The sequence below is a fragment of the Herbaspirillum sp. 1173 genome, assembly GCF_031455335.1.
Taxonomy (GTDB): domain Bacteria; phylum Pseudomonadota; class Gammaproteobacteria; order Burkholderiales; family Burkholderiaceae_D; genus Herbaspirillum; species Herbaspirillum huttiense.
On record NZ_JAVDSP010000008.1, the window covers coordinates 148066 to 163801 of the forward strand.

The 15736-nt window shown below is 63.3% G+C and carries 16 protein-coding genes; 11 read left to right on the forward strand and 5 right to left on the reverse strand.

Annotation, left to right across the window (positions count from 1 at the left end; translation table 11 throughout):
- Window positions 1–75: 75 nt before the first annotated feature.
- The gene (locus J2X56_RS21950; protein ID WP_134135107.1) at window positions 76–1182 is read right to left on the reverse strand and encodes an MBL fold metallo-hydrolase; all 1107 of its coding nucleotides are present in this window, start codon (window positions 1180–1182) and stop codon (window positions 76–78) included.
- A gap of 88 nt (window positions 1183–1270) precedes the next feature.
- A complete protein-coding gene (locus tag J2X56_RS21955; RefSeq protein ID WP_310162617.1) occupies window positions 1271–1654 on the reverse strand; it encodes a tautomerase family protein in 384 nt (127 codons plus the stop codon).
- Window positions 1655–1806: 152 nt separating this feature from the next.
- Between J2X56_RS21955 and J2X56_RS21960 the strand changes: the two genes are divergently transcribed.
- A complete protein-coding gene (locus J2X56_RS21960; RefSeq protein ID WP_121039292.1) occupies window positions 1807–2652 on the forward strand; it encodes a LysR family transcriptional regulator in 846 nt (281 codons plus the stop codon).
- 25 nt (window positions 2653–2677) lie between these two features.
- On the opposite strand, the gene J2X56_RS21965 is transcribed toward J2X56_RS21960, so the two are convergent.
- Together J2X56_RS21965 and J2X56_RS21970 are read right to left on the reverse strand one after the other, a co-directional pair.
- Window positions 2678–3130, reverse strand: coding sequence for a carboxymuconolactone decarboxylase family protein (locus J2X56_RS21965; RefSeq protein WP_134135111.1), 453 nt, complete (start codon window positions 3128–3130; stop codon window positions 2678–2680).
- Window positions 3131–3228: 98 nt separating this feature from the next.
- Entirely contained in the window at window positions 3229–4686 is a 1458-nt protein-coding gene (locus tag J2X56_RS21970; protein ID WP_209568367.1) for a PLP-dependent aminotransferase family protein, read from the reverse strand.
- Window positions 4687–4782: 96 nt separating this feature from the next.
- Here J2X56_RS21970 and J2X56_RS21975 point away from each other — a divergent pair, with 96 nt between their 5' ends.
- Both J2X56_RS21975 and J2X56_RS21980 read left to right on the forward strand, forming a co-directional pair.
- The gene (locus J2X56_RS21975) at window positions 4783–5268 is read left to right on the forward strand and encodes a GNAT family N-acetyltransferase (RefSeq protein WP_209568365.1); all 486 of its coding nucleotides are present in this window, start codon (window positions 4783–4785) and stop codon (window positions 5266–5268) included.
- Window positions 5265–5891: an NAD(P)H-dependent oxidoreductase gene (locus J2X56_RS21980; RefSeq protein ID WP_310162624.1), complete on the forward strand. Its 627-nt coding sequence runs from the start codon at window positions 5265–5267 to the stop codon at window positions 5889–5891. Before J2X56_RS21975 ends, J2X56_RS21980 begins: the two co-directional genes overlap by 4 nt.
- A gap of 130 nt (window positions 5892–6021) precedes the next feature.
- Here J2X56_RS21980 and J2X56_RS21985 read toward each other — a convergent pair whose 3' ends face one another.
- Window positions 6022–6549 (reverse strand): hypothetical protein, encoded by a 528-nt coding sequence (locus tag J2X56_RS21985; RefSeq protein ID WP_209568360.1) that lies wholly within the window; start codon window positions 6547–6549, stop codon window positions 6022–6024.
- A gap of 357 nt (window positions 6550–6906) precedes the next feature.
- Between J2X56_RS21985 and J2X56_RS21990 the strand changes: the two genes are divergently transcribed.
- The 8 genes from J2X56_RS21990 (at window position 6907) to J2X56_RS22025 (ending at window position 15730) form a co-directional block, all read left to right on the forward strand.
- Window positions 6907–7494, forward strand: coding sequence for a hypothetical protein (locus tag J2X56_RS21990; protein ID WP_209568358.1), 588 nt, complete (start codon window positions 6907–6909; stop codon window positions 7492–7494).
- Window positions 7495–7781: 287 nt separating this feature from the next.
- The gene (locus tag J2X56_RS21995; protein WP_034336500.1) at window positions 7782–8237 is read left to right on the forward strand and encodes an Hsp20 family protein; all 456 of its coding nucleotides are present in this window, start codon (window positions 7782–7784) and stop codon (window positions 8235–8237) included.
- Window positions 8238–8495: 258 nt separating this feature from the next.
- Complete coding sequence (locus J2X56_RS22000) at window positions 8496–8864, forward strand: Hpt domain-containing protein (protein ID WP_134222026.1); 369 nt, start codon at window positions 8496–8498, stop codon at window positions 8862–8864.
- Window positions 8865–9100: 236 nt separating this feature from the next.
- Window positions 9101–10543: an efflux transporter outer membrane subunit gene (locus J2X56_RS22005; RefSeq protein ID WP_199725012.1), complete on the forward strand. Its 1443-nt coding sequence runs from the start codon at window positions 9101–9103 to the stop codon at window positions 10541–10543.
- Window positions 10540–11616 carry an efflux RND transporter periplasmic adaptor subunit gene (locus J2X56_RS22010; protein WP_310162630.1) on the forward strand — a complete coding sequence of 359 codons (1077 nt, stop codon included), beginning with the start codon at window positions 10540–10542 and terminating at the stop codon, window positions 11614–11616. Before J2X56_RS22005 ends, J2X56_RS22010 begins: the two co-directional genes overlap by 4 nt.
- Window positions 11613–14360 carry a ribosome-associated ATPase/putative transporter RbbA gene (rbbA, locus tag J2X56_RS22015; protein WP_310162632.1) on the forward strand — a complete coding sequence of 916 codons (2748 nt, stop codon included), beginning with the start codon at window positions 11613–11615 and terminating at the stop codon, window positions 14358–14360. The genes J2X56_RS22010 and rbbA overlap by 4 nt, the downstream gene beginning before the upstream one ends.
- A 1-nt stretch (window position 14361) precedes the next feature.
- Complete coding sequence (locus tag J2X56_RS22020; protein ID WP_134135123.1) at window positions 14362–15498, forward strand: ABC transporter permease; 1137 nt, start codon at window positions 14362–14364, stop codon at window positions 15496–15498.
- A gap of 67 nt (window positions 15499–15565) precedes the next feature.
- Window positions 15566–15730 (forward strand): hypothetical protein, encoded by a 165-nt coding sequence (locus J2X56_RS22025; protein ID WP_157845743.1) that lies wholly within the window; start codon window positions 15566–15568, stop codon window positions 15728–15730.
- The last annotated feature ends 6 nt before the right edge of the window (window positions 15731–15736 follow it).

Below are 15736 nucleotides of genomic sequence, written 5' to 3' on the forward strand. Positions count from 1 at the left end.
GCGTTTTCGCTATCGCATGCTTCCCAAGGCCCGCATCGGAAACGATGCGGGCCTTGTTGTTGATGCATTCCCGATTTACTGATCCAGCTTGAGCGTTTCCCCATGCTTGAGCGCAACAAACTGCTCCTGCGGCAGCCCCGCCTCACGCAGGGCCTTGGCCAGTTCCTTGGGCGGCTCGTCGAGCGGATCGTCGGCCAACTCGAAGGTCCCCCAATGAATGGCCACTGAACGCTTGGCCCGCACGTCCTCATGGATCAATACGGCCTGGGCCGGGTCCACGTGCTGGTTCTGCATGAACCAGCGCGGCGCATAGGCCCCGATGGGGATGAGCGCCAAATCGAATCGGCCGAAGCGTTCGCCGATGTCGCGGAAGTCCTTCGAATAGCCGGTATCCCCCGCAAAATAGACCGAGAAGGGCTCGGCACCCGCTTGCTGCGCCGCCGCCTGGATGACCCAGCCACCCCACAAGGTCTCTGAACGGTCGAACACGCCGCGCGCCGACCAGTGCGTGGCCGGGACGAAGTAGATGTCCAGGTTGTCCATCACGGTCTTGTCCCACCAGTCCATTTCCTTCACATTGGTGATGCCCAGCGACAGGAACCAGTCACGCACCCCCAGCGGCACCAGGAACAGCGGCGGCCCGCCCGCCTGAAGATTCAGTTGCTCCACGCTCGCCTGGTCCAGATGGTCGTAGTGGTTGTGCGAGATCACCACCACGTCGATATGCGGCAGCTCGCTGATCTGTACCGGCAGCGGCACCTTGCGCGACGGTCCGATGAAGGAGAAGGGCGAGGCCCGCTGCGAGAACATCGGATCGGTCAGCACGTTCTTGCCGCCCAGTTGTACCAGCGCAGTGGCATGGCCGATCCAGGTCACGCTGGGACTGCCGTGGTTGCTCTTGAGCCAGGCGAGGTCGGGCTTGACGACGGGAAACTGGTAATTGTTTTCGGGCGGCTTGGGCAGGCCCTGGGTCAGGCGCTCCCACTGCCATTTCAAGAGGGAACCGCGTTCGGGCTGCGGGTAGTTGTTGCGAAACCCCGTCTCGGTGCGATTGCTCTTGTTGGGATCGTAGTACTTGCTGGAGGAAGAGCAGGCAGTCAGGCCGGCCGCCAGCAGCACGACCGCCAGGCCACGGGTGAGGTGTCGCAGAGGCTGCCGCAGGCAGGATGTCGCAGGGGGCATGGAAGAGGCGCGGTAGCCGCGCAGTGATGACGATGAGCGACATCCTAGCAGGCCGCAGCGCGGCCTGCAGGCGCTGCGGCCGGCGATGCTACATCACGTACTGCGCCAGCCCGCGCCCGAATGACCAGTTGCCCTTGTCGCCCTCGACCAGGCTGATCATCACGTCATCCTGCCCGATGCCGGGGTTCAGCTGCAGGCGCGCCACGATGGCGGCGTAGAGCGCATTCTTCTGCGCCTGGGTGCGGGTATTGCTGACCGTCAGCTGGATCAGCACAAAGTCATCCGTACGCGCCATGCCCATGTAGCTGCGGCTGAAGACCAGGTCTTCCGGATCATGCTCGGTGATGACCATGAAGCGGTCCTCCTCGGGGACGTTGAAACTCTCGCGCAGGGCTTCGTAGATGTTGTCGGCAATGGCGCGGCGATAGTTGCGGGACTTGCCGCGCAATACGGAAATGCGGACCAGGGGCATGATGTTCTCCTTGCGGGTGATGGAAATGGCGGAGCGCGTTCACTCCATGCCTTGCATGCTATGCTGGCGCAATCATTTGAAAAACCACTGATTGATGATTTCAATGATTTAAATTCATCATCATGGATTTCGGACCGTGAGGACCCTTCACCATGGATAAACCGCTGGATCTGGACGCCGTCCAGGCTTTCGTGCTGGCCGCCGACCTGCAAAGCTTCACCCGTGCGGCCGAAGCGCTGGACAGCACGCAATCGGCCATCAGCTTCAAGCTCAAGAAGCTGGAGCAGCGGCTGGGCCGTCGCCTGCTGGAACGCACGCCGCGCCAGGTGCGCCTGTCGGCCGAAGGGCAGCAGTTCCTGCCGGCCGCACGCAGCCTGCTGGCCGCGCATGAGCGCGCGCTGGAACAACTGGACCAGGGGCCGGTCCGCTTCTCGGTCGGCATCAGCGACCACGTGGCCGGCGCCACCTTGCCGCGTGCGCTGGCGCAGGTCCACGCGGTCGATCCCGGCGTGGTGGTGGAGGTACGCGTGGGTTCCTCGCATGACCTGATGCCAGCCTATGAGCGCGGCGAGCTCGATGCCGTCATCGTGCGCCGCGAACCGCAGGACAAGGGCGGCAAGCTGGTCATGGAAGAGCGCATCGGCTGGTTCGCCCATCCCGATGCGCAATGCTGGGCCGGTCCGGCCTTGCGGGTGGCGACGTTTTCCTCGGCCTGCCGCATCCGCGAGCTGTCCTTGCGGCGGCTCGATGCGGCGGGGATCCCGTGGGTGGAGGTCTTCGTCGGTGGCGGCATTCTGGCGGTGGGGGCGGCGGTCAGTGCGGGTCTGGCGGTGTCGGCGCTGCTCCACCGCAGCGCTCCGCCCGGCGCGGTGGACGTGGGCGAGCGCCTGGGCTTGCCCAAGCTGCCGCTGGCCCAGGTAAGGCTGCATGCCCGGCTCAAGGAGCCGCGCTTGCAGAGTGCGCTGCGCACGCTGGTGGCGGCCTTGAAGTCGGTCTGAGGCCCGCCATGGTGTCCATGGTGTCTCAGGTGCGCGCTGCCTGTGGCTGCATGCGGCCGGGAATGGCCAGCCGGTTCATGGCATTCATCAGCGCGATGGCGATGGTCAGTTCGCTGTACTCCTGTGCGGTGAAGTGCTGGATCACGGCCTGGTAATCCGCATCCGGCGCGGCCGTCTGGTCGATGCGCGTGACCACTTCGGCCCAGGCCAGCGCGGCCTGCTCGCGCGGGGTAAAGAGCGCGCCGGCTTCCTGCCAGACCGGGACCAGCACCAGCTTGTCGACCGGCATGCCGCTGCTGAGCAGGTCACGCGAATGCTTGTCGATGCAGTAGGCGCATCCGTTGATCAGCGACACCCGCAAAAACACCAGCTCCACCAGGTCGGCGGGCAGGCTGCATTGCTTGAGATGACGGTTCACGGCCAGCAGGCCGTCGTAGGCGGCGGTGGCATTCTTGTAGAGATCGATGCGGGCGGACATGGGGACTGGCTCCTGGATGTGATGGAAACGAGTCGCCATCATGCACCTGCATGGACCAGTCGATAAGTGCCAAGAATGGTGATTTGCACTAGTCCATGTCAGGCCGGTGCCAGCATGGGCAGGATGCGCCGTGCCAGCTCGGCGGCACGGCGGCGGCTGTCGATGTTGGTGAAGCTGAGCATGATCATCGGTGCCACTCCGGGGCGCGGTGCCAGCAGGCATTCCGACAGGGCGCGGCTGAACATGCCGTGCTGGCGCATCTTTTCCGCCAGCAGCCGGTCCGAGCGGCGGCCCTGCAGACGCAACAACAGATGCATGCCGCCGGGCGGCGAATCGATCCGGACATGGGAATGCAACACGCCTTCCAGACCGGCGATGGCCATGGTGCGGCGCTGGGCATATAGGCGCCGCATGCGCTGGATATGGCGGGCAAAATGCCCCTCGGCCATGAAGTCGGCGACGATATGCTGCGTTAGCGCCGGAGCGGCACCGGAGAAGAGCTGCGCACTGTGCCTGAAGCGCTCCACCTGCGAACGCGGCACCACCAGGTAGGCCAGGCGAATGGCCGGGAACAGCACCTTGCTGAAGGTGCCGGCATAGAGGACGCGGTCCTCGCGGTCCAGGCTCTTGAGTGCGGGCAAGGGCCGGCTGACGTAGCGGTATTCGCCGTCGTAGTCATCTTCCACAATCCATGCCTGTTCACGCGCCGCCCATTCCAGCAAGGCCAGGCGGCGCGGCAGCGACAGGGCCACGCAAGTCGGGCTCTGATGCGCTGGCGTGACCACGGCGGCGCGTGCGCGGGCTGCATGGCGCAGTCCGTACTCGACCTGCATGCCGTCGCCGTCTACCGGTATGCCGGCCAGCTGCATGCCGGCCTCGCGCAGCAGGGCGGCGGTCGGGGCGTAGCCGGGGTCTTCCACCCAGATCTTGTCGTCCGGCTGGAGGAGGGTGCGGGTGATCAGGTTCAGGCTGTCGCGATAGCCGGAGGTGACGAAGACCTGTTCGGCCCGGCAATCGATACCGCGTGACAACTGCAGGTAGCGCGCAATTTCCGCTCGCAGCGCCATCAGTCCGGCCGGGGAGGGATAGAGCATGTCGGCGGCTTGCGTGGCCCGCGCTGCGCGTGCGGCCAGGCGTGCCCAGATCTTGCGCGGAAAGGCGTCCAGCGCCGGGATGCCCATCTGGAAGGGACGCGGGCCTTTGGGTTCGGCCTGTCCCTCTTCCGGCAGGAGAGGATGGCGCGCCGCCACGGGCGATGTCCGCGCAGGCCCCGCCGTTGCCTGCACTACCCGGCGGACCCCGGCGGCAATGACCGTCCCGGCTTGTCCGCGCGCTTCCACGTAGCCCTCGGCGGCCAGCAGCGAATAGGCGGCCTCCACCGTGCCGCGCGCCAATCCCAATTCCGCAGCCAGTGCCCGTGCCGAGGGAATGCGATCACCCGGCCGCAGCAGTCCGTCAGCCACGGCGCTGCGCAGGCGTGCGTAGATCTGGCGGTAGTACGCTTCGCCGGTGCTGCTGTCGAGGCGGATCAAGGATGAGGGAGGCAGGGAAATCATGGACCAGTCGAAATGTCATTTCTTGGATCTGCCGATTATGCCATCGGCTCATTAGGATGAAGCTCTTTCCACTCTGATCGCATCGACCCTTTTACCATGGATCCAGTTTCCGAAATCACTCCTGCGCCCGACTGGCGCCTCACCGACGACGCGCTACGCCACGCCGATACCGCCTCCGACCAGCTGGCCTGCTTTCCCGTGATGCACGAACTGCGGCCGCATCTGCGCGACAGTGACGAGTTCCTTCAGCGCATCGGCCGCGCCATCCCGCAGGGCTACCGCATCCTGGCCGCCTGGGATCAGGGAAAGGTCGTTGCGCTCGCCGGTTACCGCTTTCAAGAGAACCTGGTCTATGGTCCTTTCCTCTACGTCGATGATCTGGTGGCGGCCGGTAGTGAGCGCGGCAAGCGCTGGGGTGAACGGCTGCTGGCTGCGATGGAGGAGGTCGCTGCCCAGGCCGGCTGTGTCCGCCTGGTGCTCGATACCGGCATGGCCAATGCGCTGGCACAGCGCTTCTATTTCCGCCAGGGCATGCTGACGGGCTCACTGCGCTTCGGCAAGGCTATCGGAGCTGTCGCATGAAGATTCTGCATCTGCTTGCTTCGCCGCGGCAGGAGGCTTCGAATGCCTGGTGGCTGTCCCGTCAGATCGTCGAGCGCCTTGGCGCACAGCATCCACAGGCCGAGGTCGTCCTGCGTGACCTGTACGCCAGCGGCATCGGGCATGTCGATGCTGTCTATGCCGATGCGCTGGGCTCCCCCTTTGCCTTGGACGGCAGTGATGCGGGGCAGGGCACGCTGGCCCTGTCGGACCGTCTCATTGAAGAACTGGAGCAGGCTGACCAGGTGGTGATCGGCACGCCCATGCACAACTACACCGCGCCCTCGGTCCTGAAGGCCTGGATCGATCACGTGGTGCGGGTGCGCCGGACCTTTGCCATCACCCCGGATGGCAAAGCGGGCCTGCTGCGTGACCGGCCGGTGCATGTGGCGGTGGTCTCCGGCGGGCGCTTCACCGGCGTGTCAGCACGGCAGCCGGATTTCCTCACGCCCTATCTGAAGGTGGCGCTGGCGACCATCGGGCTGCATGACTTGCGTTTTACGGTCATGGAGGGCCTGGCAGCGGGCGCGCAGGCGGTGCGCAACGAGCGAGAGAGTGTTGTTGTGGAGCTGGATCGTCAGTTTTCAAGGGGCTGGCCAAGATGAAGGACTGCAACAGAGACCTGAATAAGAGCGACAACATAAAAAATCCATGAGGCATCTTCTGTTGTTGCGATTGTGGCGAGGAAGGCTTTCAGCACGTCTTGAATGTCTGGTAGTGATTTGATATTCCGCTTCACTGGCCCTTGATGTCGACCGGCCCGGTATTTTCACAAGTGGGAAGGGTATCGTAACCGAGGTAGAAATACAGGTTATGAAGCTTGCGCGGGCCATCGAGGAGCTCAAGGTTGATTCCTTCAACACCCGTACAAATCAGAATCTTGTAGTGCTTGCGCTGAGCAATTGCGATGAAGCCGCTGTTGGCCGAACGCCTGACCTGCTCAGCGTTGATGATCGCGATGCCCAGTGCTGTCTTGATGCCAGTACTGATGTGCCTGCTCATGCGGTAGTGCATCACTGTCTGCTCTGCCATGACATCATCCACTGCTTCAGCTTGCTTGAACTCATTTGGTTTGAGCCAATGGCAAGCTGACGGGTTATCAGACGGATCGGTACAAAGTGCAATCCTGTGAATTGCCGTCAGAGGGGCGGTCGTGTAGATGCTCAGGCCGCTCTTTTCTTGCTTGTAGAAGCCGATGTTGATTTGCGCTTGTGCCAGTGCGGGGATAGTTAGCAAGCAGATGATCGAGACCAAGTTCATCATTTTTTTAAGTATCATTATTGGACCCAGCGGCTATCCGATCCGCTCGGTGTGCTGAAGGAAGCGCCCTTAAGTTTTCTTCAAGAATTGGCACGACGAATTTGAATACCGACGAAGCTCACTCAACCGGTCGCACCGCATAGTAAATGCCGATGATAAAGCCAAGTGACGGCGGCAGTGAATGGCATCTCTGGAATTGCCTTGATAGATGACAATCAAGTTCCCCTTTTTATGTCGGTTGTTTTGAATAGGAGGTGCGCTTCCTGATCTTGCCGGACCTTTTAGACAGGTTCAGCAAAACGTCAGGCTAATGCGAGAAGATGTGCGACAGGACGATGCCGCATCCTTCTGGGAGAAAAAATGAACAGCAAATTGAGGGCTGATTTTTTATTGTTAGCTTTTGTTGCGGCCCTAATCACCTGCAATCAAACTGCGCTGGCAGTGATGCCACCACTCCCGATAAAACAGCCAGAAGTTAGTGCTGAAGAAATATGGGCACAAGGGGCGTGGAAGCCGCCATTTCCGTTCACCCCCGATGATATTCAAGAAAAACTGATACAAGTGTTGCGGACACCCGCTGACGATCTGTCGAAAGAAAAAATCGAAAAGATTTTTGATATGACGATTCAGAATTCAGAAAAACTATATCCTGCGTCACTTAATGCTGACAGCAGGTGGTACAAGGTTTTTAGCAATGCCACCGTCGACTGGTATTTCGGAACGGGAATTACTGTTGTGCCCAAAGCCAGCTATTTCGGATTTGATTGGTGGGACCGCGGAAGGTCTCCTTATCCCTACGTGGTACCTATGTGTCTGGATGCTCGTTCGTTGGCGGATAAGATCGCATCTCTGAATTTGGGGTGGATTGAAGAAAAGTCCGATCCATTACAGATGCCTCAACTCGATGCCTATTTTTTTATAGAAAAAGAGGAGAGCGCATATCGATAAATTATTTACATTTCACAAGGTGCATGACCCTCTTCAGCTTTTCCGTCAGGACTAACCACTAGGGCCTGATCATCCTGACCGGTAACAAACATGCGAGTGAGCGTGATTAACACAAAGCGGGGAAGGGTTGCATTAAGGAAAAAGCGCACGGCATGGGGGAGTAGGACCTTCAAATTTTTTCTAAAAAATCCCTTGAAAACCAAAATCCCCATCCCTAGATCGGTACCAGCAGATGCTCGACGTTGAGGTCTGCGACGAAAACATCGCTTAACTGAAAGGATATTTTTATGCGTACTTTTGATCTCTCCCCCCTGTACCGTACCGCTATCGGCTTCGATCGCCTGGCCCAGATGTTCGACAACGCCCAGCGCGCTGATCAGCCCAGCTATCCGCCGTACAACATTGAACTGGTGGCCGAGGACAAATACCGGATCACCATGGCCGTGGCCGGTTTCGCCCGCAGCGAAATCGACATCGAGACCGAAAACGAAACCCTCAAGATCACCGGCCGCAAGCAGAAGGAAGACAAGCAGGTCAACTTCCTGCACCGTGGCATCGCCGCCCGTGACTTCGAACAGCGCTTCCAGCTGGCCAACCACATCAAGGTGGTCGGTGCCAATCTGGAAAACGGCCTGCTCAACATCGAGCTGGTCCGTGAAATCCCCGAAGCGCTGAAGCCGCGCAAGATCGAAATCGGTGCCGCCGAGGACAGCAACGTCCAGCGCCTGGAACGCGCTGCCTGATCGCTTCACTGCAGCAGGGTGCGGCCTTCGTCTGCAGGGCCGCACTTCCATCAACCGCCCGTCTCACCGGGCGGTTTTTTGCGTGCGTCACCACGGTTGTGATTGACGACAGTTACCTGCTTGGTTACGTTACACACTTCACCGTACTTCAGTCACCGCTCACGACCCGGCACGCCCGTACGTCGGACCAGCTGCTCAAAACAAATTGGCACAGGAGCAATATCTTGCGTATATTGCGTCGGCCACAGGGAGAAACGCGTGAACGACCACCGATACCAGCACATCAACCCCGAACCCTTGCTCGATGCCATGGGTGGCGATGCCGCTGCCTGCCGCCACATGTTCGGCACCTTCGCCCAGAGCGCCCCCGCCACCTTCGACCGGCTGGCGCAAGCCATCCGCGCCGATGACGCAGCCCAGGTCAAACGCGAGGCACACAGCCTCAAAAGTATGACCGCCCTGGTCGGGGCCGGCGTGCTGACCGAACTGCTCAAGAGCGTGGAAACCCAGTCCCGCGCCGAACCGCCCCAAAGCGCCCAGCCGCAGCTGCCCGAATTGCAGAGCTTGTTCACCGCCGTTGCCGCCGAAGTGCGCCATTACGTCGACCAGGTCGGCGTGGCGCAATAAAGCACGCTGCCCGGCGCGTCTTTCCGCATTTTTCGCACTTTTTGCACTTCCCCCCGCAGACGCCTTCCCTCAGGCCTCCCCTCGTCACATCCTTCATAAATTACCGACTCATCAGTCAGTAACCTGACGTACATCAATCGGGTTTCCAGCAGGGCTCTTCATAATGTGGTCACTCCAGATGAAGCTTTTGACGAAGCTTTCCGTCGCTCCATTTCCTGCCGATGCCGAGAATCACGATGTGCGAACCCTCTCTGCGAATCCGTCCCTTGCTGGCTGCCTTGCCGCTCCTGCTGGTGGCCTGCCAGTCGATGGCGCCGGATTACCAGCGGCCCGCTGCACCGGTGGCGGCGCACTATCCGCAGCAGGCCGATGGCGCGGGTGAAGCCGCACCGGCACTCGGCTGGCAAGCCTGGTTCCGCGATCCGCAACTGCAAGCCCTCATTACCCAGGCTCTGGCCAACAACCGCGACCTGCGGGCAGCGGCCTTGCGGGTCGAGGAGGCGAGGGCGCTCTACGGCATCCAGCGCGCCGACCTGTTTCCCACCGTTGGCGCACAGGCAGGCCTGGATCGCTCGCGCACTCCGGCCGACCTCAACCTGACCGGACGCCCGCTGGTCGGCAGCGCCTATCAGGCCGGCGTGGGCCTGAGCACCTGGGAGCTGGACCTGTGGGGCCGCCTGCGCAGCCTGGATGACGCCGCGCTGCAAACCGCGCTGGCCAGCGAAGCCACCCGCCGTGCCGCGGCCCTGAGCCTGGTGGCCCAGGTGGCTGATGCCTGGCTGGAACTGGCCGAGATCGACGAACGCCTGGCCATCGCCCGCGACACCATCGCCAGCCGGCAGGAGAGCTATCGCATCTTTGCGCGCCGGGTCGAGGTCGGGGCCACCTCGCGTCTGAACCTGACCCAGATCGAAACCCTGCTCACGCAAGCCCAGGCCTTGGGCGCACAGCTGGAGCAGCAACGCGCACAACGTCTGAATGCACTCACGCTGCTGGTCGGTTCGCCGCTGGAGCTGCCAGTCGGCCAGGCGCGGCCGGCACTGGAGTCTGCGTTCCCGGAGCTGCCGCCCGGCACGCCCTCGCTGCTGCTGACCCGCCGCCCCGACGTGGCCGCTGCCGAACATCGCCTGCAAGCGGCCAATGCCAACATTGGTGCGGCACGCGCGGCCTTCTTTCCCGGCATTTCGCTCACGGGCAACCTCGGCACGGCCAGCGCTGAACTGAGCGGATTGTTCCGCGATGGCAGCCATGCCTGGAGTTTCTCGCCCAGCCTGTCGCTGCCGATCTTCACGGCAGGCCGCCTGCGCAACAACCTGAACCTGGCCGAAGTGCGGCGCGACCTGGCCGTGGCCAATTACGAAAAAACCATCCAGTCCGCCTTCCGCGACGTCGCCGATGCGCTGGCCGCGCGCCAGTGGCTGACCCGCCAGCTGGCCATTGCCGAGACGGCTGTGCAAGTGCAGACCGAGCGGGCGCGCCTGTCCACGCTGCGCTATGACAACGGCGCTGCGCCTTTCCTCGACGTGCTCGATGCCCAGCGCGACCTGCTCAGCGCACGCCAGCAGCGGGTGCAGATCCGGCGCGCGCTGCTGTCGTCATCGGTGGCGCTGTATGCGGCGCTGGGTGGCGACAGCAATGCGCCTGCGGCTTTCCCCCTTTCTTCCGGACCCCGACCATGACGCTCCCTCACGCCAAGAAACCCCTGCTGGCCGCCGCGCTGGCCGTGCTCCTCGCCGGCGGTGCGGCCTATGCCTGGCTGCGCCTGCACCACAGCGGCCCCGGCGAGGGATTCGCCAGCGGCAACGGCCGCATCGAAGCCACCGAAGTGGATGTGGCCACCAAGCTGGGTGGCCGGGTCGATGCCATCCTCGTCAATGAAGGCGACTTCGTCAGCGCCGGCCAGCCGCTGGCCCGCATGCAGGTACTGTCGCTGGAAGCCCAGCGCGACGAGGCCCAGGCGCGCCAGCAGCAATCGGTCTCGGCCGTGGCCAGTGCCGAGGCCCAGGTGGCCGTGCGCGAGAGCGATCATCAGGCCGCGCTGGCCCAGGCCGCGCAGCGCGCCAGCGAGCTGGATGCGGCAGGGCGCCGCCTGGCGCGCTCGGAGGTGCTGGTCAAGGAAGGCGCCTCCTCGCTGCAGGAAGTGGACGACGACCGTGCCCGCGTGCTGAGCATGGAAGCGGCCGTCACCGCGGCCAAGGCACAAGTGACCGCCGCCCAGGCCGCCGTCGCTGCCGCCCGCACCCAGGTCAGCGGCGCGCGCGCCACGGTCACCGCTGCCGTGGCCACGGTCCAGCGCATCAAGGTCGACATCGACGACAGCACGCTCGTGGCCCCGCGCGCCGGGCGCGTGCAATACCGCATCGCCCAGCCGGGCGAAGTACTGGGCGGGGGCGGCAAGCTGCTCAACCTGGTGGACTTGAGCGATGTCTACATGACCTTCTTCGTTCCCGAGACCGTCGCCGGCAAGCTGGCGCTGGGCGGCGAGGCACGCATCGTGCTGGACGCCGCCCCGCAATACGTGATCCCGGCGCGTATTTCATTCGTGGCCAGCACTGCGCAGTTCACGCCCAAGACGGTAGAGACCGCCAGCGAGCGGCAGAAGCTGATGTTTCGCGTCAAGGCGCAGATCGATCCGGCGCTGCTGCGCCAGCACCTGACCCTGGTCAAGACCGGCTTGCCCGGCGTGGCCTGGGTGCGGACCGACCATGCGCGTGACTGGCCCGCCACGCTGGCGGTGAAGGTCCCGCAATGACAGAGAGCCTTGGCCAGAGCATGGTGGCGCGCCTGTCGGGCGTGTCGCTGCGCTATGGCCAGAAGCCGGCCTTGCAGGCGATCTCGCTGGAGATTCCGGCCGGCTGCATGGTCGGCCTGATCGGGCCCGATGGCGTGGGCAAATCCAGCCTGCTCTCGCTGGTGGCCGGTGCACGCGCCCTGCAGGAAGGGGACGTGGAGGTCCTCGGTGGCGACATGCGCCGCGCCGCACATCGTGAAGCGGTCTGCCCGCGCATTGCCTACATGCCGCAGGGTCTGGGCAAGAATCTGTATCCGACGCTGTCGGTGGAGGAGAACCTGCAATTCTTTGGCCGCCTGTTCGGCCAGTCCGCGCAGGAGCGTCGCCAGCGCATCGATACGCTCACCGCCGGCACCGGCCTGTCGCCTTTCCTGGCGCGGCCGGCGGGCAAGCTCTCCGGCGGCATGAAGCAGAAGCTGGGGTTGTGCTGTTCGCTGATCCACGACCCTGACCTGCTGATCCTGGACGAACCCACCACCGGCGTCGATCCGCTCTCGCGTGCGCAGTTCTGGGACCTCATCGCGCACATACGCCAGCAGCGGCCCGGCATGAGCGTCATCGTGGCCACGGCCTACATGGAAGAAGCCGACCGCTTCGATTTTTTGGTGGCCATGGATGACGGCCAGATCCTGGCCACCGGCACGCCTGCCGAGCTGCATGCGCGTACCGGCACGGCGGCACTGGAAGAGGCCTTCATCGCCTTGCTGCCACCCGATAAACGGCGCGGCCACCAGCCCGTGCAGGTGACACCGCTGGATCCGGCGCGGCAAGCCGAGATCGCCATCGAAGCGCGCGGACTGACCATGCGCTTCGGCGATTTTGTGGCGGTGGACCATGTGGACTTCCGCATCCGGCGCGGCGAGATCTTCGGATTCCTGGGCTCCAACGGCTGCGGCAAATCCACCACCATGAAGATGCTGACCGGCCTCCTGCCTGCCAGTGAAGGCCAGGCCTGGCTGTTCGGCCAGGCCGTCGATCCGCGCGATATGGCTACGCGGGCGCGTGTGGGCTACATGTCGCAGGCCTTTTCGCTGTATGGCGAATTGAGCGTGCGCCAGAATCTGGTGCTGCATGCGCGGCTGTATCGCGTGCCGCAGGAGCAGATCGCGGCGCGCACCGACGAGATGGCGCAGCGCTTCGGCCTGCAGGAGGTGATGGACAGCCTGCCCGAGAGCCTGCCGCTGGGCATCCGCCAGCGGCTCTCGCTGGCCGTGGCGATGGTGCACAAGCCGGAGCTGCTGATCCTGGATGAACCGACTTCGGGCGTGGACCCGATCGCGCGCGACCTGTTCTGGCAATTGATGATCGATCTCGCGCGGCGCGACCAGGTGACGATATTCATCTCCACCCATTTCATGAACGAGGCCCAGCGCTGCGACCGCATTTCGCTCATGCACGCCGGGCGCGTGCTGGTCAGCGCCACGCCGGAGGAACTGATCCGCCAGCGCGGGTCGGCGACTTTGGAACAAGCCTTCATTGGGTACCTGGAAGAAGCGGCCGGGAAGGGCGCAATGCCGTCTGCGCCTGAAGTAAAAGTCACATCGGCCCGGAACCCCGCGCCAGCTGGCGATGGCCGCCTGCGCACCAGCCTGGGCCGCGCCCTCAGCTACAGCCAGCGCGAAAGCCTGGAACTGCGGCGCGACCCGGTGCGCGCCACCCTCGCCTTGCTGGGCACGGTGATCCTGATGTTCATCATCGGCTATGGCATCAACCTCGACGTGGAAAACCTCAGCTACGCCGTGCTCGACCGCGACCAGACCGGCCTGAGCCAGAACTATGCGCTGAACCTGTCGGGTTCGCGCTACTTCATCGAGCAGCCGCCCATCCGCGATTACCAGGACCTGGACCGCCGCATGCGCAGCGGCGAGATCTCCCTGGCCATTGAAATCCCGCCCGGCTTCGCCCGTGACATCGCACGCGGCAAGCCGGTGGAAGTAGGGGCCTGGGTCGATGGTGCCATGCCCACGCGCGCCGAGACCGTGCGCGGCTATGTGCAGGGCATGCATCAGCTGTGGCTGGCCGACATGGCTACGCACCGGCTGGGCCAGCGCCTGGCGCAGCCGGCCACCATCGAGACGCGCTATCGCTACAACCCTGACGTCAAGAGCCTCCCGGCCATGGTGCCGGCCATCATCCCGCTGCTGCTGATGATGATCCCGGCCATGCTGACGGCACTGTCGGTGGTGCGCGAGAAGGAGCTGGGCTCCATCCTCAACCTCTACGTCACGCCGGTTACGCGCACTGAATTCCTGCTGGGCAAGCAGCTGCCGTATCTGGTGCTGGGCATGCTCAATTTCGCCATGTTGACCCTGCTGGCCGTGACCGTGTTCGGGGTGCCGGTCAAGGGTAGCCTCTTCACGCTGACACTGGCAGCGCTGGTGTTCATCATCTGCTCGACCGGCTTCGGGCTGCTTGCCTCGACCTTTACGCGCAGCCAGATTGCGGCCCTCTTCGTGACCATGATCGGCACCATCATTCCGTGCGTGCAGTTCGCCGGACTGTTGAATCCGGTCTCTTCGCTCGAAGGCATGGGTGCGCTGATCGGACAGGTCTATCCGGCCACGCACTTCCTCACCATCAGCCGTGGCGTGTTCAGCAAGGCGCTGGCGGTGGGTGACCTGGGGGCCTCGTTCTGGCCGCTGGTGCTGGCGGCCCCCGTGATCCTGGGGTTGTCGGTGTGGCTGCTGAAGAAGCAGGAGCAATGAGATGCGCCGCGCGCCTGCCAGCCTGTCCAACATTTTTCGTCTTGGCGTCAAGGAGCTGTGGAGCCTGCTGCGCGATCCGGCCATGCTGGTGCTGATCGCCTACACCTTCACGCTCTCCATCTATGTCGCCGCCACGGCCATGCCGGAAAGTTTGCACAATGCGGCCATCGCCATCGTCGACAACGATGGCTCGCCGCTGTCGGCACGCATTGCGTCCTTGTTCTATCCCCCGCATTTCAAGGTGGCCCGACTGGTGACAGGGCGCGAGGCCGATGCCGGGCTCGATGCAGGAGACTACACCTTCGTCTTGGACATCCCGGCAGATTTCCAGCGTGACGTGCTGTCCGGACGCGCGCCAGCGGTCCAGCTGAACGTGGATGCCACGCGCATGAGCCAGGCCTTCACCGGCAACAGCTACATCCAGCAGATGGTCAGCAACGAGATCACGCAATTCGTGCGGCGTAGCGAGGCCGCTGGCGATGCGCCGGTGGGACTGGCCTTGCGCATGCGCTTCAATCCCAACCTGGAGCAATCCTGGTTCGGATCGCTCATGGAGATCATCAACAACGTCACCATGCTCTCCATCATCCTGACGGGGGCGGCGCTCATCCGCGAGCGCGAGCACGGCACCATCGAACACCTGCTGGTGATGCCGGTGAGTCCGGCCGAGATCATGCTGGCCAAGGTGTGGGCCATGGGTTCGGTCGTGGCACTGGCGGCCTTGATGTCTTTGCTGCTGATCGTGCGGGGCGCCTTGCAGGTGCCCATCGAGGGCTCGCTGGCGCTGTTCATGCTGGTGACGGTGCTGCATCTGTTTGCCACTACCTCGATGGGCATCTTCATGGCCACGCTGGCGCGTTCGATGCCGCAGTTCGGGATGCTCACCGTACTGGTGCTGTTGCCGCTGCAATTGCTGTCGGGCGGCTCCACGCCGCGCGAGAGCATGCCTGTACCGGTACAGGACATCATGCTGGCCGCCCCGACGACACATTTTGTAGCGGCGGGGCAAGCCATACTGTACCGGGGCGCTGGCCTGGAAGTGATCTGGCCGCAACTGCTGGCCATCCTGGCAATTGGCCTGGTCCTGTTTGTAGCTGCACTGGGCCGGTTCAGAAAGACCATCAGCCAGATGGCGTGATGGAGGAGGGTGCGCGCCGATGCGCTGCCCACATGACTAGCGATGCAATCAACCGGGAGCAATCATCATGGACTTCAACAGCCCCTCAACCTGGATACCGCTCATCAGCATTGCGCTGCTGCTGATCGGCTACGGCCAACGCGCGCAACGCTGGGCACCTTATTGCATGCTGGCGGGGGCGTTTGGATTGCTGGGGGTGTTGGTGTATCGGGTGTCGGTGGCGATTGGGTGACGAGTT